The organism is Streptomyces sp. NRRL F-5123 (genome assembly GCF_000721495.1).
GTDB lineage: Bacteria > Actinomycetota > Actinomycetes > Streptomycetales > Streptomycetaceae > Actinacidiphila.
The window spans coordinates 80,614-96,692 of record NZ_JOHY01000037.1 but is presented as its reverse complement, the minus strand read 5'-3'; the positions used below and the strand labels follow the sequence as shown (position 1 = coordinate 96,692).

At 74.0% G+C, this 16,079-nt stretch carries 10 protein-coding genes; 8 read left to right on the top strand and 2 right to left on the bottom strand.

Annotated elements, in window-relative coordinates:
- Positions 1-107: 107 nt before the first annotated feature.
- Complete coding sequence (locus tag IH54_RS0125725; protein ID WP_052397863.1) at positions 108-3,182, top strand: AfsR/SARP family transcriptional regulator; 3,075 nt, start codon at positions 108-110, stop codon at positions 3,180-3,182.
- 36 nt (positions 3,183-3,218) lie between these two features.
- On the opposite strand, the gene IH54_RS47775 is transcribed toward IH54_RS0125725, so the two are convergent.
- Entirely contained in the window at positions 3,219-3,341 is a 123-nt protein-coding gene (locus IH54_RS47775; protein WP_267965229.1) for a hypothetical protein, read from the bottom strand.
- A 212-nt stretch (positions 3,342-3,553) separates the two neighbouring features.
- Here IH54_RS47775 and IH54_RS0125715 point away from each other — a divergent pair, with 212 nt between their 5' ends.
- The 7 genes from IH54_RS0125715 to IH54_RS47100 all read left to right on the top strand — a co-directional run bounded on the left by IH54_RS0125715 (position 3,554) and on the right by IH54_RS47100 (position 15,473).
- The gene (locus IH54_RS0125715) at positions 3,554-5,386 is read left to right on the top strand and encodes an AfsR/SARP family transcriptional regulator (RefSeq protein ID WP_234343835.1); all 1,833 of its coding nucleotides are present in this window, start codon (positions 3,554-3,556) and stop codon (positions 5,384-5,386) included.
- 129 nt (positions 5,387-5,515) lie between these two features.
- Positions 5,516-6,448, top strand: a complete 933-nt coding sequence (locus IH54_RS0125710; protein ID WP_031521063.1) for an aromatic prenyltransferase — start codon at positions 5,516-5,518, stop codon at positions 6,446-6,448.
- 141 nt (positions 6,449-6,589) lie between these two features.
- Positions 6,590-8,365 (top strand): FAD-dependent monooxygenase, encoded by a 1,776-nt coding sequence (locus tag IH54_RS0125705; RefSeq protein WP_031521061.1) that lies wholly within the window; start codon positions 6,590-6,592, stop codon positions 8,363-8,365.
- Positions 8,366-8,525: 160 nt separating this feature from the next.
- Positions 8,526-10,055 carry an FAD-binding oxidoreductase gene (locus tag IH54_RS0125700; protein ID WP_031521058.1) on the top strand — a complete coding sequence of 510 codons (1,530 nt, stop codon included), beginning with the start codon at positions 8,526-8,528 and terminating at the stop codon, positions 10,053-10,055.
- 104 nt (positions 10,056-10,159) lie between these two features.
- On the top strand, positions 10,160-11,797 hold the full coding sequence (locus IH54_RS47770) for a prenyltransferase/squalene oxidase repeat-containing protein (RefSeq protein ID WP_031521056.1): 1,638 nt from the start codon (positions 10,160-10,162) through the stop codon (positions 11,795-11,797).
- A 93-nt stretch (positions 11,798-11,890) separates the two neighbouring features.
- Complete coding sequence (locus IH54_RS0125690) at positions 11,891-14,002, top strand: MMPL family transporter (protein ID WP_031521054.1); 2,112 nt, start codon at positions 11,891-11,893, stop codon at positions 14,000-14,002.
- Between the two features lie 121 nt (positions 14,003-14,123).
- On the top strand, positions 14,124-15,473 hold the full coding sequence (locus IH54_RS47100) for an AfsR/SARP family transcriptional regulator (protein ID WP_234343833.1): 1,350 nt from the start codon (positions 14,124-14,126) through the stop codon (positions 15,471-15,473).
- Positions 15,474-15,548: 75 nt separating this feature from the next.
- Here IH54_RS47100 and IH54_RS0125680 read toward each other — a convergent pair whose 3' ends face one another.
- Positions 15,549-16,076, bottom strand: a complete 528-nt coding sequence (locus IH54_RS0125680) for a methylated-DNA--[protein]-cysteine S-methyltransferase (protein WP_031521049.1) — start codon at positions 16,074-16,076, stop codon at positions 15,549-15,551.
- Positions 16,077-16,079 lie beyond the last annotated feature (3 nt).

Sequence of the window (16,079 nt, the reverse complement as noted above, 5' to 3'; positions counted from 1 at the left end):
GTGAAGTGGCTCAACTGTGTTGTCGAGACGAAAACTTGTACGCAGAATGGCTCTGCAATGTCTCCCGTGGGGGACGGGGCGCGGGTGCGCCTCGGGAAGGGGACGGTGTGTCGACCCGGCTATCGTTTCAGGTGCTGGGCCCGCTCAAAGTGAGCGCGGACGGCAGGTCGCTGCAACTGCGCAGCGCGCGGCAGCGAACGATTCTGGCCGTGCTGCTGCTCACCCCCGGGCGCGTGGTATCGGTCGACTCCCTGGCCGAGGCCGTCTGGCACAGCGACCCCCCGGCCACCGCGCGCAACCAGATCGCCATCTGCGTCTCCGCCCTGCGCAAGACCTTCCGCGACGAGGCCCGCGTCGACGGCCTCATCGAGACCGTGGCGCCCGGCTACGTGCTGCACACCGCGGGCCACTACGTCGATGTCGTCGACCTGTACGCCTCGGCTGCCGCCGCGGGGGCGGCAGCCGAGGCGGGCGACCCCGACGCGGCCGCGGCCCGCTTCGAGAACGCCCTCGCGCTGTGGGACGGCCCGGTGCTCGACGGCATGGACGGCGGCTCCCTGACCGGGGTGGTGCGCCGGCTCACCGAGCTGAAGGTCGACCTGGCCGAGGAGTACGCCGCCGTCCAGCTCCAGCAGGGCCGCTACCGCTCCGTCGTGGAGAGCCTGGGCCCGCTGGTCGCCGAACACCCCCTGCGCGAGCACGCCCGGGCCGTCCTCATGCAGGCCTACCACCTGTCGGGCCGCCGCTCCGAGGCGCTCGGCTGCTATCGCGAGGGGCGCCGCGTCCTCATCGCCGAGCTGGGCGTCGAGCCGGGCGCCGAACTCCAGGAGCTGCACCGCACCGTGCTGGAGGGCGACGGCCCCGCGCCGGTACGGCCCCCGGCCCCCGCCCCCGCCCCCGCCGCCGTGGCCGAGCCCCTCGTGGTGGCCGCGGCCCCGGAGACCGCGCCCGCGCCCGCGGCCGCCGCGACGCCCGCCGTACCGCACCAACTGCCGCTGCCGCCCGAGCCGTTCGTCGGCCGGGAGGCCGAGCTCGAACTGCTCGGCCGGCTCGTGCAGCCCGCGCTCGGGCCCGGCGGCGGCCTGCCGGTGCGCATCGCGGCGATCTGCGGCGCCGCCGGCGTCGGCAAGAGCGCGCTCGCCCAGCACTGGGCCGACCGTGTCGCCCAGCGCTTCCCCGACGGGCAGATCTACCTGGATCTCCAGGGCCTGCGCACGCACGGCGGGGTCACCCCCGAGGCCGCCCTCGACCGGGCGCTGCGCGCGCTCGGCGTGCCCGGCGCGTCGATCCCCGAGGGCATCCAGGACCGGGCCGCGCTCTACCGCAGCACCCTGGACGGCAAGCGGCTGCTGATCGTCCTGGACAACGCCGGCTCGCTGGAGCAGATCCGCCCGCTGCTGCCCGGCCGCGGACCCGCCCGCGCGCTCTTCACCAGCCGCGACCCCTTCAACGGGCTGGCCGGCGCGGTCGCCGCGGTCCGTATCGAGCTGCACGGGATGAGCACGACCGAGTCCCTCAACCTGCTCGCCGCCACCATCGGCGACCAGCGGGTGGCGGCCGAACCCGCGGCCGCGCGGCGCCTGGTGGACCTGTGCGACCGGTTACCGCTCGCCCTGCGCATCGTCGCGACCCGGCTGCTGTCCGACCACCAGTGGTCGCTGCGCCGGATGGTCGCGCGCATGGAGGACCGCCGGGAGCGGCTGGACGTCGTCAGCCCCGGCGAGAGCGGTGTGCGCTCCAGCCTGTGGCTCAGCTACCGCGCCCTGTCGGTGCAGGCCGCCCGCCTCTACCGGCAGCTGAGCGTGCTCGACGTGCCGGACTTCCCGCCGTGGATCGGCGCGCCCGTCCTCGGCGTCACCCCTGGGGTGTCCGAGGAACTGCTGCACCAGCTCGCCGGTGCGCAGCTGCTGGAGCGCTGCCCGGTGCGCGGCGGCGGCACGCGCTTCCGCATCCCGGACCTGATGCGGCTGTTCGCCCAGGAGCGGTGCCTGGCCGAGGACGGCGTGCAGGAGCGCGAGCAGACGCTGGACCGCGTGCTGTCCGCCATGCTCACGCTCGTCTACGCCGCCCAGGAGCAGCTGTACGGCAAGGGCGAGGTCGCCCCGCACGTCCCGGCGCACATCCAGGAGCTGCCCGGCGGCGCGGTGAGCGAGCTGGTGTCCGACCCCATCGAGTGGTTCGAGGGCGAGCGGGAGGCGCTCGGTGCGCTCGTGGCGCAGGCCGCACGCGACGGCCAGGAGGGCCGCGCGTGGGTCCTGGCGATCGGGTCGGTGCCCTTCTTCGAGACCCGCAACTACCTGGAGGACTGGCGCCGGGCCGCCGACAGCGCCCTGGAGGGCGCGCAGCGCGCCGGCGACACCCACGGCGCCGGCACCATGCTGCGCTCGCTGGGCACCCTGGCCATCTACCAGCGCCGCTACGACGAGGCGTGCGAGCGGCTGCTGACCGCCCTGGACCTGCTGGAGCAGACCGACGACACCCAGGGCCGCGCCATCGTGCGGCGCAACCTCGCCGTCTGCGCCCGCTTCCGCGGCGAGCTGGACCAGGCCGCGCGCTACTGCGAGGCGTCCCTCGTCCTCTTCCGGCAGACCGGCGACTCCTCCGGCCTCTCGCACGCGCTGGGCCTGCTCGCGCAGATCGAGATCGAGCAGGGCAACCCCGAGCGCGGGGTGGAGCTGAGCAACCAGGCGATCGAGGTCAGCTACGAGGCCGGGTCGCTGCGCAGCCGCACCCAGAACCTCTACCGGCTCGCCGAGGCGCTGCTCAGCGCCGGGCAGGCGGAGCAGGCGGAGCGGGTGTGCCACGACGTCGTGGGCCTCACCCGCGGCCAGCGTGACCGGCTGGGCGAGGCCCACGCGCTGTGCGTGCTCGGCGAGGCGCAGTGGCGGCAGAACGAGCCGCACAAGGCGCGCGCGAGCCTGCTGCGCGCCCTGCGGGCCGCCGAAGAGGTCAACGACCGCTTCCTCCAGGCCCGGATCACCACCAACCTCGCCTGCGCCGAAGCCCTCTGCGGCGGAACGGGCGCGGACGCGCCCCTGGCTTGGGCCCAGCAGGAATTCCGCTCGCTCAACGCCCCGGTGTGGGTGCGGCGCGCGGGCCGGCTGCGCGAGGTCCTGGAGTCCCGCGGCGCCGACAGCCCCATCGAGGGGCTGGAGCTGGCCCGGCTGCTCAGCGGCTGCTGATTCCCCCGGGCCGGTCTTTTCGGTCCTGCCGCCGGATCACGTCCAGGGCAGATCGTTGGTGCCCGTGCCGGAACCCAGGGCGTTCAGGGCGACGAGCAGCGGCACAAACAGCAGTGCGGAGCTGGCGAACGCGGCTGCGACGGTGCGGAACTTGCGCATGACTGACTCCCCGTGTTGTTCGAGCAATTCCCCTGTGCAGCATTTCTGAGATCACCTTAGGTGGGCTCGCTTTTGGTGCGATTTCCCGGTGATTTCGGCCACTCGAAATCGACTCGATAATGCGGTAATAGGACGGCCGGATAGGTTGCGAAGGCAATTTCGTACGGGGACATCCATGGGATGGGGAATGCACTGTGCCGAACATCGCAGGCGTGGCCGCAGCGCCCGCCGAGGGGATCGCGGAGGCAGACCGGGGCGGCGGAACGAACGGATCGCTCGAATTCCGCTTGCTGGGCCCGGTATCCGTGAGCAGGGCGGGCGAGGCGGTCCCGCTGCCCGGAACGAAAATCCACACCGTACTCGCGGTCCTGCTGCTGGCCCGCGGCACGCTGGTCGCCGACGGCCGGCTGAGCGCCGCATTGTGGGGGGACACGCCGCCGCCCACCTCGAACTCCCAGATCTACACCTACGTGTCACGGCTGCGGAAAGTCCTCGGGCAGCCGGTGCAGATCTCCCGTAAAGGCCCGGGATACGTCCTCGACGTCCACGACGCCGAAGTCGACCTCTTCTCCTTCGAACGGCTCGACCGCATGGGCCGCCGGGCACTGAAGGAGAACCGCTACGAGGAGGCGGGCCGGCTGCTCGGCAGCGCACTCGGCTGCTGGAGCGGGCACGCCCTGGACAACGTCACCGAGCACCTGCTCCAGTCCGAGCGGCCGCGGCTGGAATTCCTCCGCGCCGAGGCGCTGGAACGCCGTATCCAGGCCGACCTGGCACTCGGCCGGCACCGCTCGCTGGTGCCCGAACTGCTGTCCCTGGTGGCCCGCTTCCCCATGGAGGAGAACCTCCGCGCCCACCTCATCACCGCGCTGCACCGCTCCGACCGGCAGGCCGAGGCCGTCCAGGTCTACGGCGAGGGCCGCCGCATCCTCGACGAGCAGCTCGGCGTGGTGCCCGGCCAGCAGCTCAGCCGCGCCTACCTGCGCATCCTGCGCGGCGAGGGCGGCAGCAGCACCGCGCAGCGCCGGCCGCTGGTGGTGCTGCCCGTCCGGGACGGTGCCGTGACCGGCCGCACCACCGAGGCCGCCCGCCTCAGGTCGCTGCTGCTGCGCCGCCCCGCCGGGCCCGCCGCGCGGCTGCGGGCCGCCCTCGTCACCGGCATGCCCGGCAGCGGCAAGACCGCGCTGGCCGCCGAGGTCGCGTACTCCTGCGCCCGGGCCTTCCCGGACGGCGTGGTGCACGCCGACCTCCAGGACGCCGAGGGGGCCGCCCGGCCGCCCGCCGACGTCGTCGCCGAACTGCTGTCCGCACTGGGCGAGACGGGGCAGGGCCCCGGGCGCGACCTCAACGACCTGGTGCGCCGCTACCGCTCCCGTACCGCGTCCTCCCGGCTGCTCGTGGTGCTGGACGACGCCTCCAGCGACGCCCAGCTCACCCCGCTGCTGCCGGCCGGCACGGACACCGCGCTGCTCGTCACCAGCCGCCGCCGGCTGGTGACCGTGCCGGCCACGTCCACCGTCTCGCTGGAACCGCTCGCCGACGAGGACGCGGTCGCGCTGCTCGCCGAGACCGTCGGCGCCGAGCGCATCCGCGCCGAACTGCCCGCCGCCCGCGACCTGGTGCGCTACTGCGCAGGGCTGCCGCTCGCGGTGCGCATCGCCGGCACCCGGCTCGCCGCCCGCCCGCACTGGCCCGTCGCCCGGCTCGCCGCGCAGCTCGCCGACCCGCGCACCCGGCTCGCCGCGCTCTCCTACGGCGACCTCGAACTCGCCCGCTCCCTCAACCGGGCGCTGTCCCGGCTGAGCCCCGCCACCGCGGCCGTCCTGCCGTGGCTCGCGGCGGTCGGCGGCGGCCCGTTCACCGCCCGGCTGGCCGGCGAGGTGATCGGCCTCGCCGAACCCGAGGACGCGCTGGAGGAGCTCGTCGACGCCTGCCTGCTGACGTCGGAGCCCGGCGGGCCCGCCCTCGGCGAGGACCGCTACCGCTTCCACCCGCTGGTCCTGCTGCACGCCGCCGCACTGCCCCGGAAGGAGCTCCCCCGATGACCCCGCGCCGCAGCCCGGTGCCGAACCTGCTGCCGAACCCGCGCCAAGCCGATGGCAAGTCCCGCAAGAGGCCTGATCAAGAAGCGTGGCAGAGGCTGACCGCCATGGAGCCCATGGATGGTGACCGCCATGAGTGAGGCGGCTGTGAAGAGTCAGGAGAGCGCCGCGAAGGCGCTGCACTCGGCCATCGAGGAAGCGGCCGGGATCCTGGAAGTGGACTACCCGCGCGACAGGGTGCAGCGCATCCTGGACCTGTACGGCGGGGACCTCGCCCAGGCCGTCGTCGCGTTCCGGGTGTCGACCGGAGCGGGCCGGGCCGGCGAGCTGGACTGCCGGTTCACCGTGCCCAAGGACACCGACCCGTACGACCTCGCCGTGGGCAGCGGGCTGCTGGAGAGGACGGACCACCCCGTCTCCCGGCTGCTCGCCGACATCCACGGCACCTGCCCGGTCGAGGGCTACGGCATCGACTTCGGCGTCGTCGGCGGTTTCAAGAAGATCTGGATCGTGCTGCCGCGCGCCGAGCTCCAGGAGGTCGCGAAGCTCGCCGGCATCCCCTCGATGCCGCCGAGCCTGGGCGCGAGCCTGGACTTCATCAAGCGGCACGGCCTGGGCGACACCGTCGGCCTGCTCGGCATCGACTACCGCCACCGGACCGTCAACATCTACTTCGGCGAGCCCCCCGAGGGCGGCATCGCCCCCGAGGCCCTGCAGGCGATGCTGGGCGAGATCGGCCAGGCGGAGCCCAGCGAGCAGATGCTCCGGCTCGGCCGCGAGATCTTCGGCGTCTACGTCACGCTCAGCTGGGACAACCCGCAGATCGAGCGGATCAGCTTCGCCGTGGCGACCACCGACCCGGCCTCGCTGCCCGTCGAACTCGACGAGCGGATCGATCTGTTCGTCCGGCACGTGCGGGCCGCCGACCCGACGACCAAGTTCGTCTACGCGGTCGCCTCGCAGCCCGACGGCGAGTACTACAAGCTCCAGTCCTACTACCGCTGGGGCTCCGGCGTGCCGGAGATCATGCAGCTGTCGGAGGGGGCCCTCCAGGACCCGGTGTGATCCCCGGTCACGCCCCCTCCCACCCCTCCGGGTGTCCCCACCGCTCCCCGGCAATTCCCGTTTTCCCGCACCTCCCACGGCCCCCGGCGGCAGCCGCGCGCTTCCGCCCGCCCAGGGCCGTACTTCCGGAAGGACGAACTCTTGGCCACCGTAGAAGTTCCGGTACTGATCGTGGGTGGCGGCGGCTCCGGCCTGTCCGCCTCCGTCTTCCTGTCCGACCACGGCGTGGGCCATCTGCTGGTGGAGCGCCGCGCGGACACCTCGCGCCTGCCGAAGGCGCATTACATCAACCAGCGCACCATGGAGATCTTCCGGCAGCACGGCCTGGCGGACGACGTCCTGGAGATCGGCGCCTCGCCGGAGCAGTTCGGCAAGGTCCGCTGGCAGACCACCCTGACCGGCCAGGGCCCGCTGGACGGCAAGGTGATCCACGAGATGGACGCCTTCGGCGGCGGCGCGCTGCGCGAGTCGTACGAGGCCGCAGGCCCCGTCCTGCCCGTCAAGCTGCCCCAGCTGCGGCTGGAGCCGATCCTGCGCAGGCACGCCGAGGCGCGCAACCCCGACCGGATCCTGTTCGGGCACGAGCTGGTGTCGCTGGTCCAGGACGAGGACGGCGCCGGGAGCGGCGTCACCGCCGAGATCCGTTCCGTCGAGAGCGGCGAGACCACGACCGTCAAGGCGGGCTACGTCATCGCCGCCGACGCCGGCCGCACGGTGGGTCCCGCGCTCGGCGTGAAGATGGAGGGCCTGCCCGCGCTCTTCGACGCGACCACGGCGTACTTCTCCGCGGACCTGTCGCAGCACTGGAACGAGGGGACCGTCATCACCTGGTTCCTCAACCCCTACCGCGCCGACCTGTCCAGCGCGCTCATCGAGATGGGCCCGACCTGGGGCAAGAACTGTGAGGAGTGGGGCCTGCACCTGCCCCTCATGGGGCTGGACCGCAACGACGAGCAGGCGGTCACCGCCCGCATCCGGGAGATCCTCGGGCTGCCCGAGCTGGAGCTGACGCTGCACGAGGTCACCAGCTGGACGGTCGAGGCCGTCATCGCCGAGAGTTACCGCAAGGGCCGGGTCTTCCTGGTCGGCGACGCCGCCCACCGCCAGCCGCCGGCCGTGGGTCTGGGCCTGAACACCGGCATCCAGGACGTGCACAACCTCGCCTGGAAGCTCGCCGCGGTCGTGTCCGGCAACGCCCCGGACGCGCTGCTCGACACCTACGAGGCCGAGCGCCGCCCCGTCGGCCAGTTCAACCTGGGCTGGGCGATGTCCGCCGCCGCGCACCACCAGGTCGTCATCGACGCCGCCGTGGGCATCGGCCCGCACGTGCCGCCGGAGCGCCGCACGCCGGTCTTCTTCGGCTACTTCGCGCCCAGCCCGATGGGTGCCGCCCAGCGCGCCCGGGCCGCGGAGATCTTCGCGACGCACCGCGGCGAGTGCCAGGCCATCGGCGTCGAGAACGGCTTCGCCTACATGCAGGGCGCCGTCGTCCCGGACGGCACCCGGCCGCCGATGCCGGCGCCGCTCGGCGACACGTACACGCCCACCACCCGCCCCGGGCACCTGCTGCCGCACGCCTGGGTCGAGCAGGACGGCGCGCGCGTGTCCACGCAGGACCTGGTCGGCGCCGGCGGCGGCTTCCTGCTGCTCACCGGCCCGGACGGGGCTGCCTGGGCGGACGCCGCAGCGCTCGCCTCGGAGAAGCTCGCGGTGCCGGTGACGGTGGTCCGGATCGGCGCGGGCGCCGACGCGACCGACGCCGACGGCGCCTGGCAGCAGCTGCGCGGGACGGACGGCGCGGGCGCCGTCCTCGTCCGCCCCGACCAGCACGTCGCCTGGCGCGCCGGCGGCGCGGCGGAGGACCCCGCGAGCGCCCTCACCGAGGCGCTGGCCACCGTCCTGGGCCAGCCTGCCTAGGGCTTCCGCGCGGCGCCCGGACCCCGCGCCGCACGGCCCGGCAGGACGCCCCCGCGGGCGTCCTGCCGGGCCCGCAGCCCGCCGTGTCCCGGGCCGCTCGCCCAGCCGTACGCCCCGGCGGCGCCTCATGACCACGCTTCACGACCACGGAAGAAGCACCATGATCAACAGACGATCGTTCCTCGCCGGCACCGGCGGAGTCGCGGTGGCCGCCACCGCCGTCGCCGGCGCCACCCAGGCCCAGGCCAAGCCCCGCGCCCGGAACGCCGGCACCCAGTGGAGCCGGCTCTCCGACCGGCTGCGCGGGCACCTCGTGCTCCCCACCGACGCCGACTACCAGCGCGCCAAGCAGCTCTACCAGGTCCAGTTCGACGCCACCAGCCCGCAGGCCGTCGCGTACTGCGTCTCGGCCGCCGACGTCGCCGCGTGCCTGTCCTTCGCCGAGGCCAACGGCATCCCCGTCGCCGCCCGCAGCGGCGGCCACAGTGCGGGCGGCTACTCGACCACGCCCGGCCTGGTCATCGACGTCGCCGGCCTCAACACCGTCGCGCTCGGCAAGGACTCGGTGCACATCGGCCCCGGCGCACAGCTCGTCGACATCATGGACACCCTCGCCCCGCAGGGCCTCGGCATCTCCGGCGGCTACTGCCCCACCGTCGCCGCGGGCGGGTTCTTCCAGGGCGGCGGCATGGGCCTGTTCACCCGCAGCATCGGCATCGCCGCCGACAAGGTGAACTCCGCGCAGGTCGTGCTCGCCGACGGCCGCACCGTCACCGCCTCCCCGCAGTGCAACTCCGACCTCTTCTGGGCGCTGCGCGGCGGTGGCGGCGGCAACTTCGGCATCGTCACCGGCTACGACGTCACGCCCTCGCCGCTCACCGACGTGGCCGCGATCAACCTGGTGTGGACCTTCGACCAGGCGCTGGACATGCTCGACGGCTGGGCCAAGTGGCTGCCGGACGCGCCCTGGACGATCGGCAGCGGCGTCAACGTCACCCTCACCGACGCCGGCCCCGGCACCGTCCCGACCGCCTCGGTCTTCCTCGCCTCGGTCGACACCGGCGCCGCCTTCGACGCCGAGATCGCCCGGCTCGTCTCGCTCGTCGGCACCCCCACCGTCTTCCGGCAGCAGTTCACCGCCCCCTACCGGTCGGTGCTCATGCAGCTCTACTCCTGCACCGAGCTGACCGTGCAGCAGTGCCACCGCGCCGACACCGGCGGCGGGCAGATCCAGCGCCCGGCCTTCGGCGCCTGGCGCAGCCGGCTGTTCGAGAAGGGCGACATGCCGCGCGACGGCTGGGCCAAGGCCCTCGCCGCCTTCGTCGACCACCGCTACGCCGGCCAGATGCGCCAGCTGCAGATCTCCGCGCTGGGCGGCAAGGCCAACACCGTGGCCCGCGACGCCACCGCGTACGTCCACCGCGACGCCCTCTTCTCGGTCAGCTACCTCACCTCCGACGCCGTCGCGCCGGTCTCCGCGGAGGCCGCGGCCGCCGCGTACACCTTCGTCGACGACGGCTTCGCGACGATCGACCCGTACTCGACCGGCGAGACGTACCAGAACTTCATCGACCCGCGGCTGCCCGACTGGCAGAGCTCCTACTACGCCGAGAACTACTCCCGGCTGGCGAAGGTCAAGCGGAAGTACGACCCCTACCAGGTCTTCCGCTTCGCGCAGAGCGTGCGCTGACCCGGTTCCCGGCTCCGCCGCGGAGGACCCCTCCGGCGGGGCCGGGCCCTTCCCCCGTCCTCCGCCCACCCACCGGCTCGGTCCGGCCCACACAGGAGCACTCCATGAAGATTGCCGACCTCGCGCGCCCGGCCCCGCTGCAACTGCCGGACGGGATCGACGCGGACGAGGTGCGCCGGGCCGCCGCCCGGCTCATCGCGCACATCAGCAGCAGAACCGACGCCGACGGCGCGATACGCGAGCACTGCGAGAGCAGAGTGCTCGAATCGGCCCTCGCGCTCTCCCTCATGACCCGCACCGGCCACACCTCGCCCGCCCGCGACCGCCTGCTGGGCTACCTGCGCGGGCACCAGGACTCGCCGGACCGGCTGGAGAAGGTGCTCGCCTCGCTCGCCGTCGCCCGCGCCGCCGGCCGGGAGGCGGACGGCGACAGCACCCTCGTCGACACGCTCGCGGCCGGCGTCCTGGCCGCGGCGCCCGGCTTCATCTCCGTCCGCCGCCGGCTGATGGTCTACGCCGTGCTCTCCGTGCTCGGCTGCCCGCTGCCGGCCGACGCCGAACTCCCCGGCGGCGGCGCGGTCCCCACCGACCCGCTGCACTCCTGGGCCGCCGTGCAGCAGGCCTCCATCACGCTGATCATCGCCGGCGCCATGGGAGTGCACGACTCCTCCACCGAGGCCGCCCTGCAGACCCTGCTGGCCACCGACCCCGGTGCCGCGGTGTGGGAGGGCTACGCCCTCATGCACCTGCTGGTGCTCAACGCCCTCGCCGGGGTGGCCGGCCACGAGGAGACCGTGCGGCGCGGCCTGGACACCCTGCTGCGCCACCAGCGCCCCGACGGCGGCTTCCCGTTCGTGCTGGAGATGCACAACTGGTGCACCTCCACCGGCGGCCTGGCCCTGCACGCGGCCGGCGCCGACCCCGTGCTGCTGCGCCGGATGGCCGGCATGCTCGCCTCCCACCAGGGCGGCGCCGCGCACGCCGCGCTCGCCCGCGGCAACACCCTCACCGACGGCTGGTCGATGTCCCCGATCGTCGCGCAGAACGACGTCGACGACACCTCCTGCGCACTGGAGTTCCTCCAGGCCGTCGACCCCGTCACGCACGCCGGCTCGGTCCGCCGCGGCGTGGACGCGCTGCTCGCCGTCCAGAACGCGGACGGCGGCTTCCCGACGTACGTCGGCGGCGCCTCCTCCGAGCCGTGCATGACCGCCGCCGCGGTCTGCGCGCTCTCCCCGCACCCCGCGACCGAGGCGGCCCGCACCAGGGCGCTGGCCTTCCTCGCCGGCGTCCAGGACGCCGACGGCGGCTTCGAGCCCGGCTGGAGCCGCAGCCGCCTGCACAGCCTCTTCCGGGTCCGCCTCGCCGCCTGCACCGCCGGGCCCGACGACATCCGCGCCGCCGCGATGGCCGCCCGCATCGAGCAGACCGTCCGCGCCACGCAGAACGCCGACGGCGGCTGGGGCATGCAGCCCGGCGACCCCAGCGACGACATCAGCACCGCCTACGGCCTCATCGCCCTGTGCTACGCCGACGACCCGCGTCCGGTCGGCCGCGGCATGCGCTGGCTGCTGGAACGGCAGAAGGCCGACGGCGGCTACGACGGCCCGCCCGACATGGTCGGCCCCCGCCCCTTCGCCTACCACTTCCCCCTGCTCACCGACATTCCCGTGCTGCTCGCCTATGGGCACTTCCGCGCGCGGGTACTGGACCCCCTGAGCGAGCTTCAGGGAGTGCGGTGACGGGCCGAGCCCCGTCCGGGATCCTGACATGTGATCAGGGAAGCCCGGCGCCCTGAGAAACACGACGCCCCCACAGAACACGGAGGAACCGGCATGATGCGAAAACTGGCCGCCTTGCCCAGCGGAAGGGTGGGCAAGTGGGTGGTCATCGCCATCTGGGTCGTCCTGCTGGTTCCCGCGATGATGCTGGCAGGCAAGCTCTCCGACGCCGAGCAGAACGACAACTCGGCCTGGCTGCCCGGCAACGCGGAGTCCACCGCGGTCGTCGACCGGGTGGAGAAGCTGATGCCCGCCGACGCCGTCCCCGCGATCGTCATCTACGACCGCGCGGGCGGCGTCACCGACGCCGACATGGCCAAGGCGAAGGCCGACGCCCAGGCGTTCCAGCACATCCACAACGTGGAGGGCCCGGTCCAGGAGCCGGTGAAGTCCGACGACGGCAAGGCCATCCAGACCGTCGTCCAGGTGCACAAGGACAAGTCCGGCTGGGACGGCCTCGGCAAGGTCGTCGACTCGATGAGCGCCATCGGCGACAAGAACCCCGACGGCCTCGGCTTCCACGTCGCAGGACCCGTCGGCTACGGCGCCGACTCGATCAAGGCCTTCGGCGGCAGCGGCGTACTCACCACCATCACCGCGCTCGTCGTCGTCGCGATCCTGCTGCTCACCTACCGCAGCCCATGGCTGCCCCTGCTGCCGCTGATCACCGTCGGCGTGGCGCTGGTCGCGGCCGAGGGCCTCATCTACCTGCTCGCCCAGCACGCCGGACTGGTCATCAACAAACAGACCAGCTTCATCCTCGTCGTGCTCATCTTCGGCGCCGGCACCGACTACGCGCTGCTGCTCATCTCCCGCTACCGGGAGGAGCTGACCCGCGAGGAGGACCGGCACAAGGCCATGGCCGAGGCGCTCTACCGCTCGGGACCGGCGATCGTCGCGAGCGCCGCGACCGTCTCCATCAGCCTGCTGCTGCTGATGCTCGCCCGGCTGAACTCCACGGCGGGCATGGGCCCGGCCTGCGCCATCAGCGTCGCGGTGGGGCTGCTCGCCATGATCACCCTCATGCCCGCGCTGCTGGTCGCGTGCGGGCGCTGGGTCTTCTGGCCGAAGAAGCCCGCCTTCGGCGCCGAGGCCGTGCACAAGGACGGCGTCTGGACCCGGGTCGGCGCGAGCATCTCCGTCCGCCCGCGGCTGGTGTGGACGGGCACGGTCGTGGTGCTCCTCGCGCTGTCCGCCGGCATCTTCGGGCTCAAGGCCTCGGGCCTGGCCAACAAGGACCAGTTCACGAACAAGCCGCAGATGGCCGTAGGCGAGCAGCTGCGCGCCGAGCACTTCCCGGCGGGCAACGGCGACCCCGTCTACATCGCCGCCGACTCCGCCGCGGCCGGCCGGGTCAAGGAAGCGGTCGGCGCGGTGCCCGGGGTCGCCCAGGTCGCCGACCCGATCGCCAAGGGCGACCAGGCGGTCGTGCTCGCCCAGCTGAAGGACGAGGCGAGCAGCGACGCGGCGCTGGCCACCCTGGACCGGATCCGTACCGCGGTGCACCACCTCGACGGAGCGGACGCGCAGGTCGGCGGCAGCACCGCGATCATGGCGGACACCGAGGACGCCGCGACCCGCGACGACAAGGTCGTCATCCCCCTCGTGCTGGCCGTGGTGCTGCTCATCCTGTGCGCCCTGCTGCGCTCGGTCGTCGCCCCGCTGCTGCTGATGGCCACCGTGCTGCTGTCGTTCGGCGCGACCCTCGGCGTGAGCAGCCTGGTGTTCAACCACCTCTTCCACTTCGCCGGGGCGGACGCGTCCTTCCCCCTGCTGGCGTTCGTGTTCCTGGTGGCGCTCGGCATCGACTACAACATCTTCCTCGTCACCCGCATCCGCGAGGACGCCGGGAGACTGGGCACCCGCAAGGCCGCGCTGAGCGCCCTGTCCACCACCGGCGGGGTCATCACCTCGGCCGGCGTGGTGCTGGCCGGCACCTTCGGGGCGATGGGCTCGCTGCCCATGGTCTTCGCCGCCGAGCTGGGCTTCACGGTGGCCTTCGGGGTGCTGCTGGACACCATCGTGGTCCGCTCGGTGCTGGTCACCGCGCTCACCCTGGACACCGGCCGGTGGATGTGGTGGCCCAGCGCGCTCTTCCACCGCCGCGACGACACCCAGCCCGCCGAGGGCGACGTCGGCCCGGTTCCCTCGCTCAGCGGCCGGTGAGCGACACCCCCCGCCGCGGGTCCCGGCGCGCGCCCACCGGCGCCGCCCGGGCCCCGTGGCGGGGGCATCCGCATGCGCAGTCCGGGGCATGCCCGGACACGGACTTACGGGGGCTGACTCCATGCGTGCAGAGACGATGGACGGAGAGATCCGCAGCGGCACCGCGGTCGCCGACGCGACCACCGGCAGCGCGCAGCGCATCGCGGAACTCGAACGCGAGGTCCGAGAGCTCCGCCGCGCCAACGAGACGCTCAAGAGCTACGTCAGCAAGGCGCTGGAGCTGGACATCCTGCCGCGGCAGCGGGACGGGCGCGCAGACGCCGCGGGCGTCGGCGGTACGGCCACGGGTCCGGCGGGGGGTGCGGCGGCGGCCCCCGGCGGCGGGGGAGCCGGCCCAGCCGAAACGTTTCCCGGCGAGCCCGGCGAGCCCGGTGGGCCCGGCGAGCCCGGTGGGCCCGGGGGGCCTGGTGGGCCCGCCTTCCCCGACGGCCCCGGATCTTCCGCGGCCCCCGGGCCCGCCGGGTTCTCCGGCATGTCCGACCTTGCGGCGCTGACCGGCGCGGCCGGCCCGCGCGGTGGGCCGGGGCTGCCCGGCGTGTCAGTCGGGTCCGGGCTGTCCGGCCCGTGCGGCACGGCCACGGCAGCCGGGGACGGCGGCGCCGGGCGCGCGGCCGGAGCCACCGGCAAGGTCGAGTTCCTGGTGCTCGGCCCCATCGAGGCGGCCGTCGGCGGCCGCTGGGCGGACCTGGGCGCGCCCAAGCAGCGCGCCGCCCTCGCCCTGCTGGTGAGCCAGGTGGGCCAGCCGGTATCGGTCGACGTCATGGTGGAGTCGCTGTGGTCGGGCCGCCCGCCGCAGTCGGCCATCACCTCGCTGCACGCCTACATCGCCAACCTGCGCCGCGCCCTGGAACCGCACCGGGCCCCGCGCACCCCCGCCACCGTGCTGTGCACCCGCGGGCGCAGCTACCTGCTCGACAGCCGGGCCGTCGAGGTCGACGCCCACCGCTTCGGGGAGTGCGCCACAGCCGGCTGGCAGGCCCTGGACCGCGGCGACCCGCAGCGGGCGCTGCGCGAGTTCGAGGCGGGGCTCGCACTGTGGCGGGGCGACGCCTACGCGGAGGTCGCCACGGCCGCGCCCGTCACGCCCGAGGCCGTACGCCTGGAGGAGCTGCGGCTGTCGATGGTCGAGGGTCGCTGCGCGACCCTGATCGCGGTCGGCAACCACGAACTGGCGGTGCCCGAGCTGGTGGCCTTCACGCAGGGCCACCCGCTGCGCGAGTACGGCTGCGAGCTGCTGAGCCTCGCCCTCTACCGCGCCGGGCGGCAGGCCGACGCGCTGTCGGTGCTGCGGGCCCACCAGCAGCGCATGGTGGAGGACCTGGGCATCTCGCCGAGCCCTGCGCTCCAGCACCTGGAGCTGGAGATCCTCCGCCAGGCCCCGGAGCTGCGGGCCCCCGGACGCGTCCAGTAGCCCCCGCTGCCGCGGGCCGGCGGCGGCACACGGAGCAGCGGCACGCTCGGACGGCGGCACGCTCGGACGGCGGCGTCAGAAGAGCGGCGCGGGCAGGACGCCTTCGAGGGCCAGCAGTGAGCGCTTGATCTCCAGGCCGCCGCCGAAGCCGCCTATGCCGCCGCCGCTCTCCACCACCCGGTGGCAGGGCACGACGACGGGCAGCGGGTTGGCCCCCATGGCGGTGCCCACCGCGCGGGCGGCGTCCGGCTCGCCCACCCGGTCGGCCAGCTCCCCGTAGCCGACCACCGCCCCGTACGGCACCCCGGCGGCCAGCTCGCGCAGCACCCGCCGCTGGAAGCCGGTGACCAGCGACCAGTCCAGCGGCAGGTCGAAGCCGGTGCGCCGCCCGGCGAAGTAGTCGTCGAGCTGCGCGGCCACGGGCGCGAGCCGCTCCGCGTCCTCGACGGGCTCGCAGCCGAGCCGCCGCCCGGCCGTCTCGACGGCGCGCGCGGCCGTCCGCTCGTCGGCCCGGAAGACCACCAGGACCAGGCCCTCCCCGGTGGCCATGAGCAGCAGCGGCCCGATGGGAGCGTCGTACACCGTCCACGCAGCGCTTGTCATACC

What these genes read in the sequence shown, in the direction of transcription:
- IH54_RS47775 (WP_267965229.1), bottom strand. Translation starts at nt 3,341, where the DNA reads ATGCGCAAGTTCCGCACCGTCGCAGCCGCGTTCGCCAGCTCCGCACTG.
- IH54_RS0125710 (WP_031521063.1), top strand. Translation starts at nt 5,516, where the DNA reads ATGAGTGAGGCGGCTGTGAAGAGTCAGGAGAGCGCCGCGAAGGCGCTG.
- IH54_RS0125700 (WP_031521058.1), top strand. Translation starts at nt 8,526, where the DNA reads ATGATCAACAGACGATCGTTCCTCGCCGGCACCGGCGGAGTCGCGGTG.
- IH54_RS47770 (WP_031521056.1), top strand. Translation starts at nt 10,160, where the DNA reads ATGAAGATTGCCGACCTCGCGCGCCCGGCCCCGCTGCAACTGCCGGAC.
- IH54_RS0125690 (WP_031521054.1), top strand. Translation starts at nt 11,891, where the DNA reads ATGATGCGAAAACTGGCCGCCTTGCCCAGCGGAAGGGTGGGCAAGTGG.
- IH54_RS47100 (WP_234343833.1), top strand. Translation starts at nt 14,124, where the DNA reads ATGCGTGCAGAGACGATGGACGGAGAGATCCGCAGCGGCACCGCGGTC.
- IH54_RS0125680 (WP_031521049.1), bottom strand. Translation starts at nt 16,076, where the DNA reads ATGACAAGCGCTGCGTGGACGGTGTACGACGCTCCCATCGGGCCGCTG.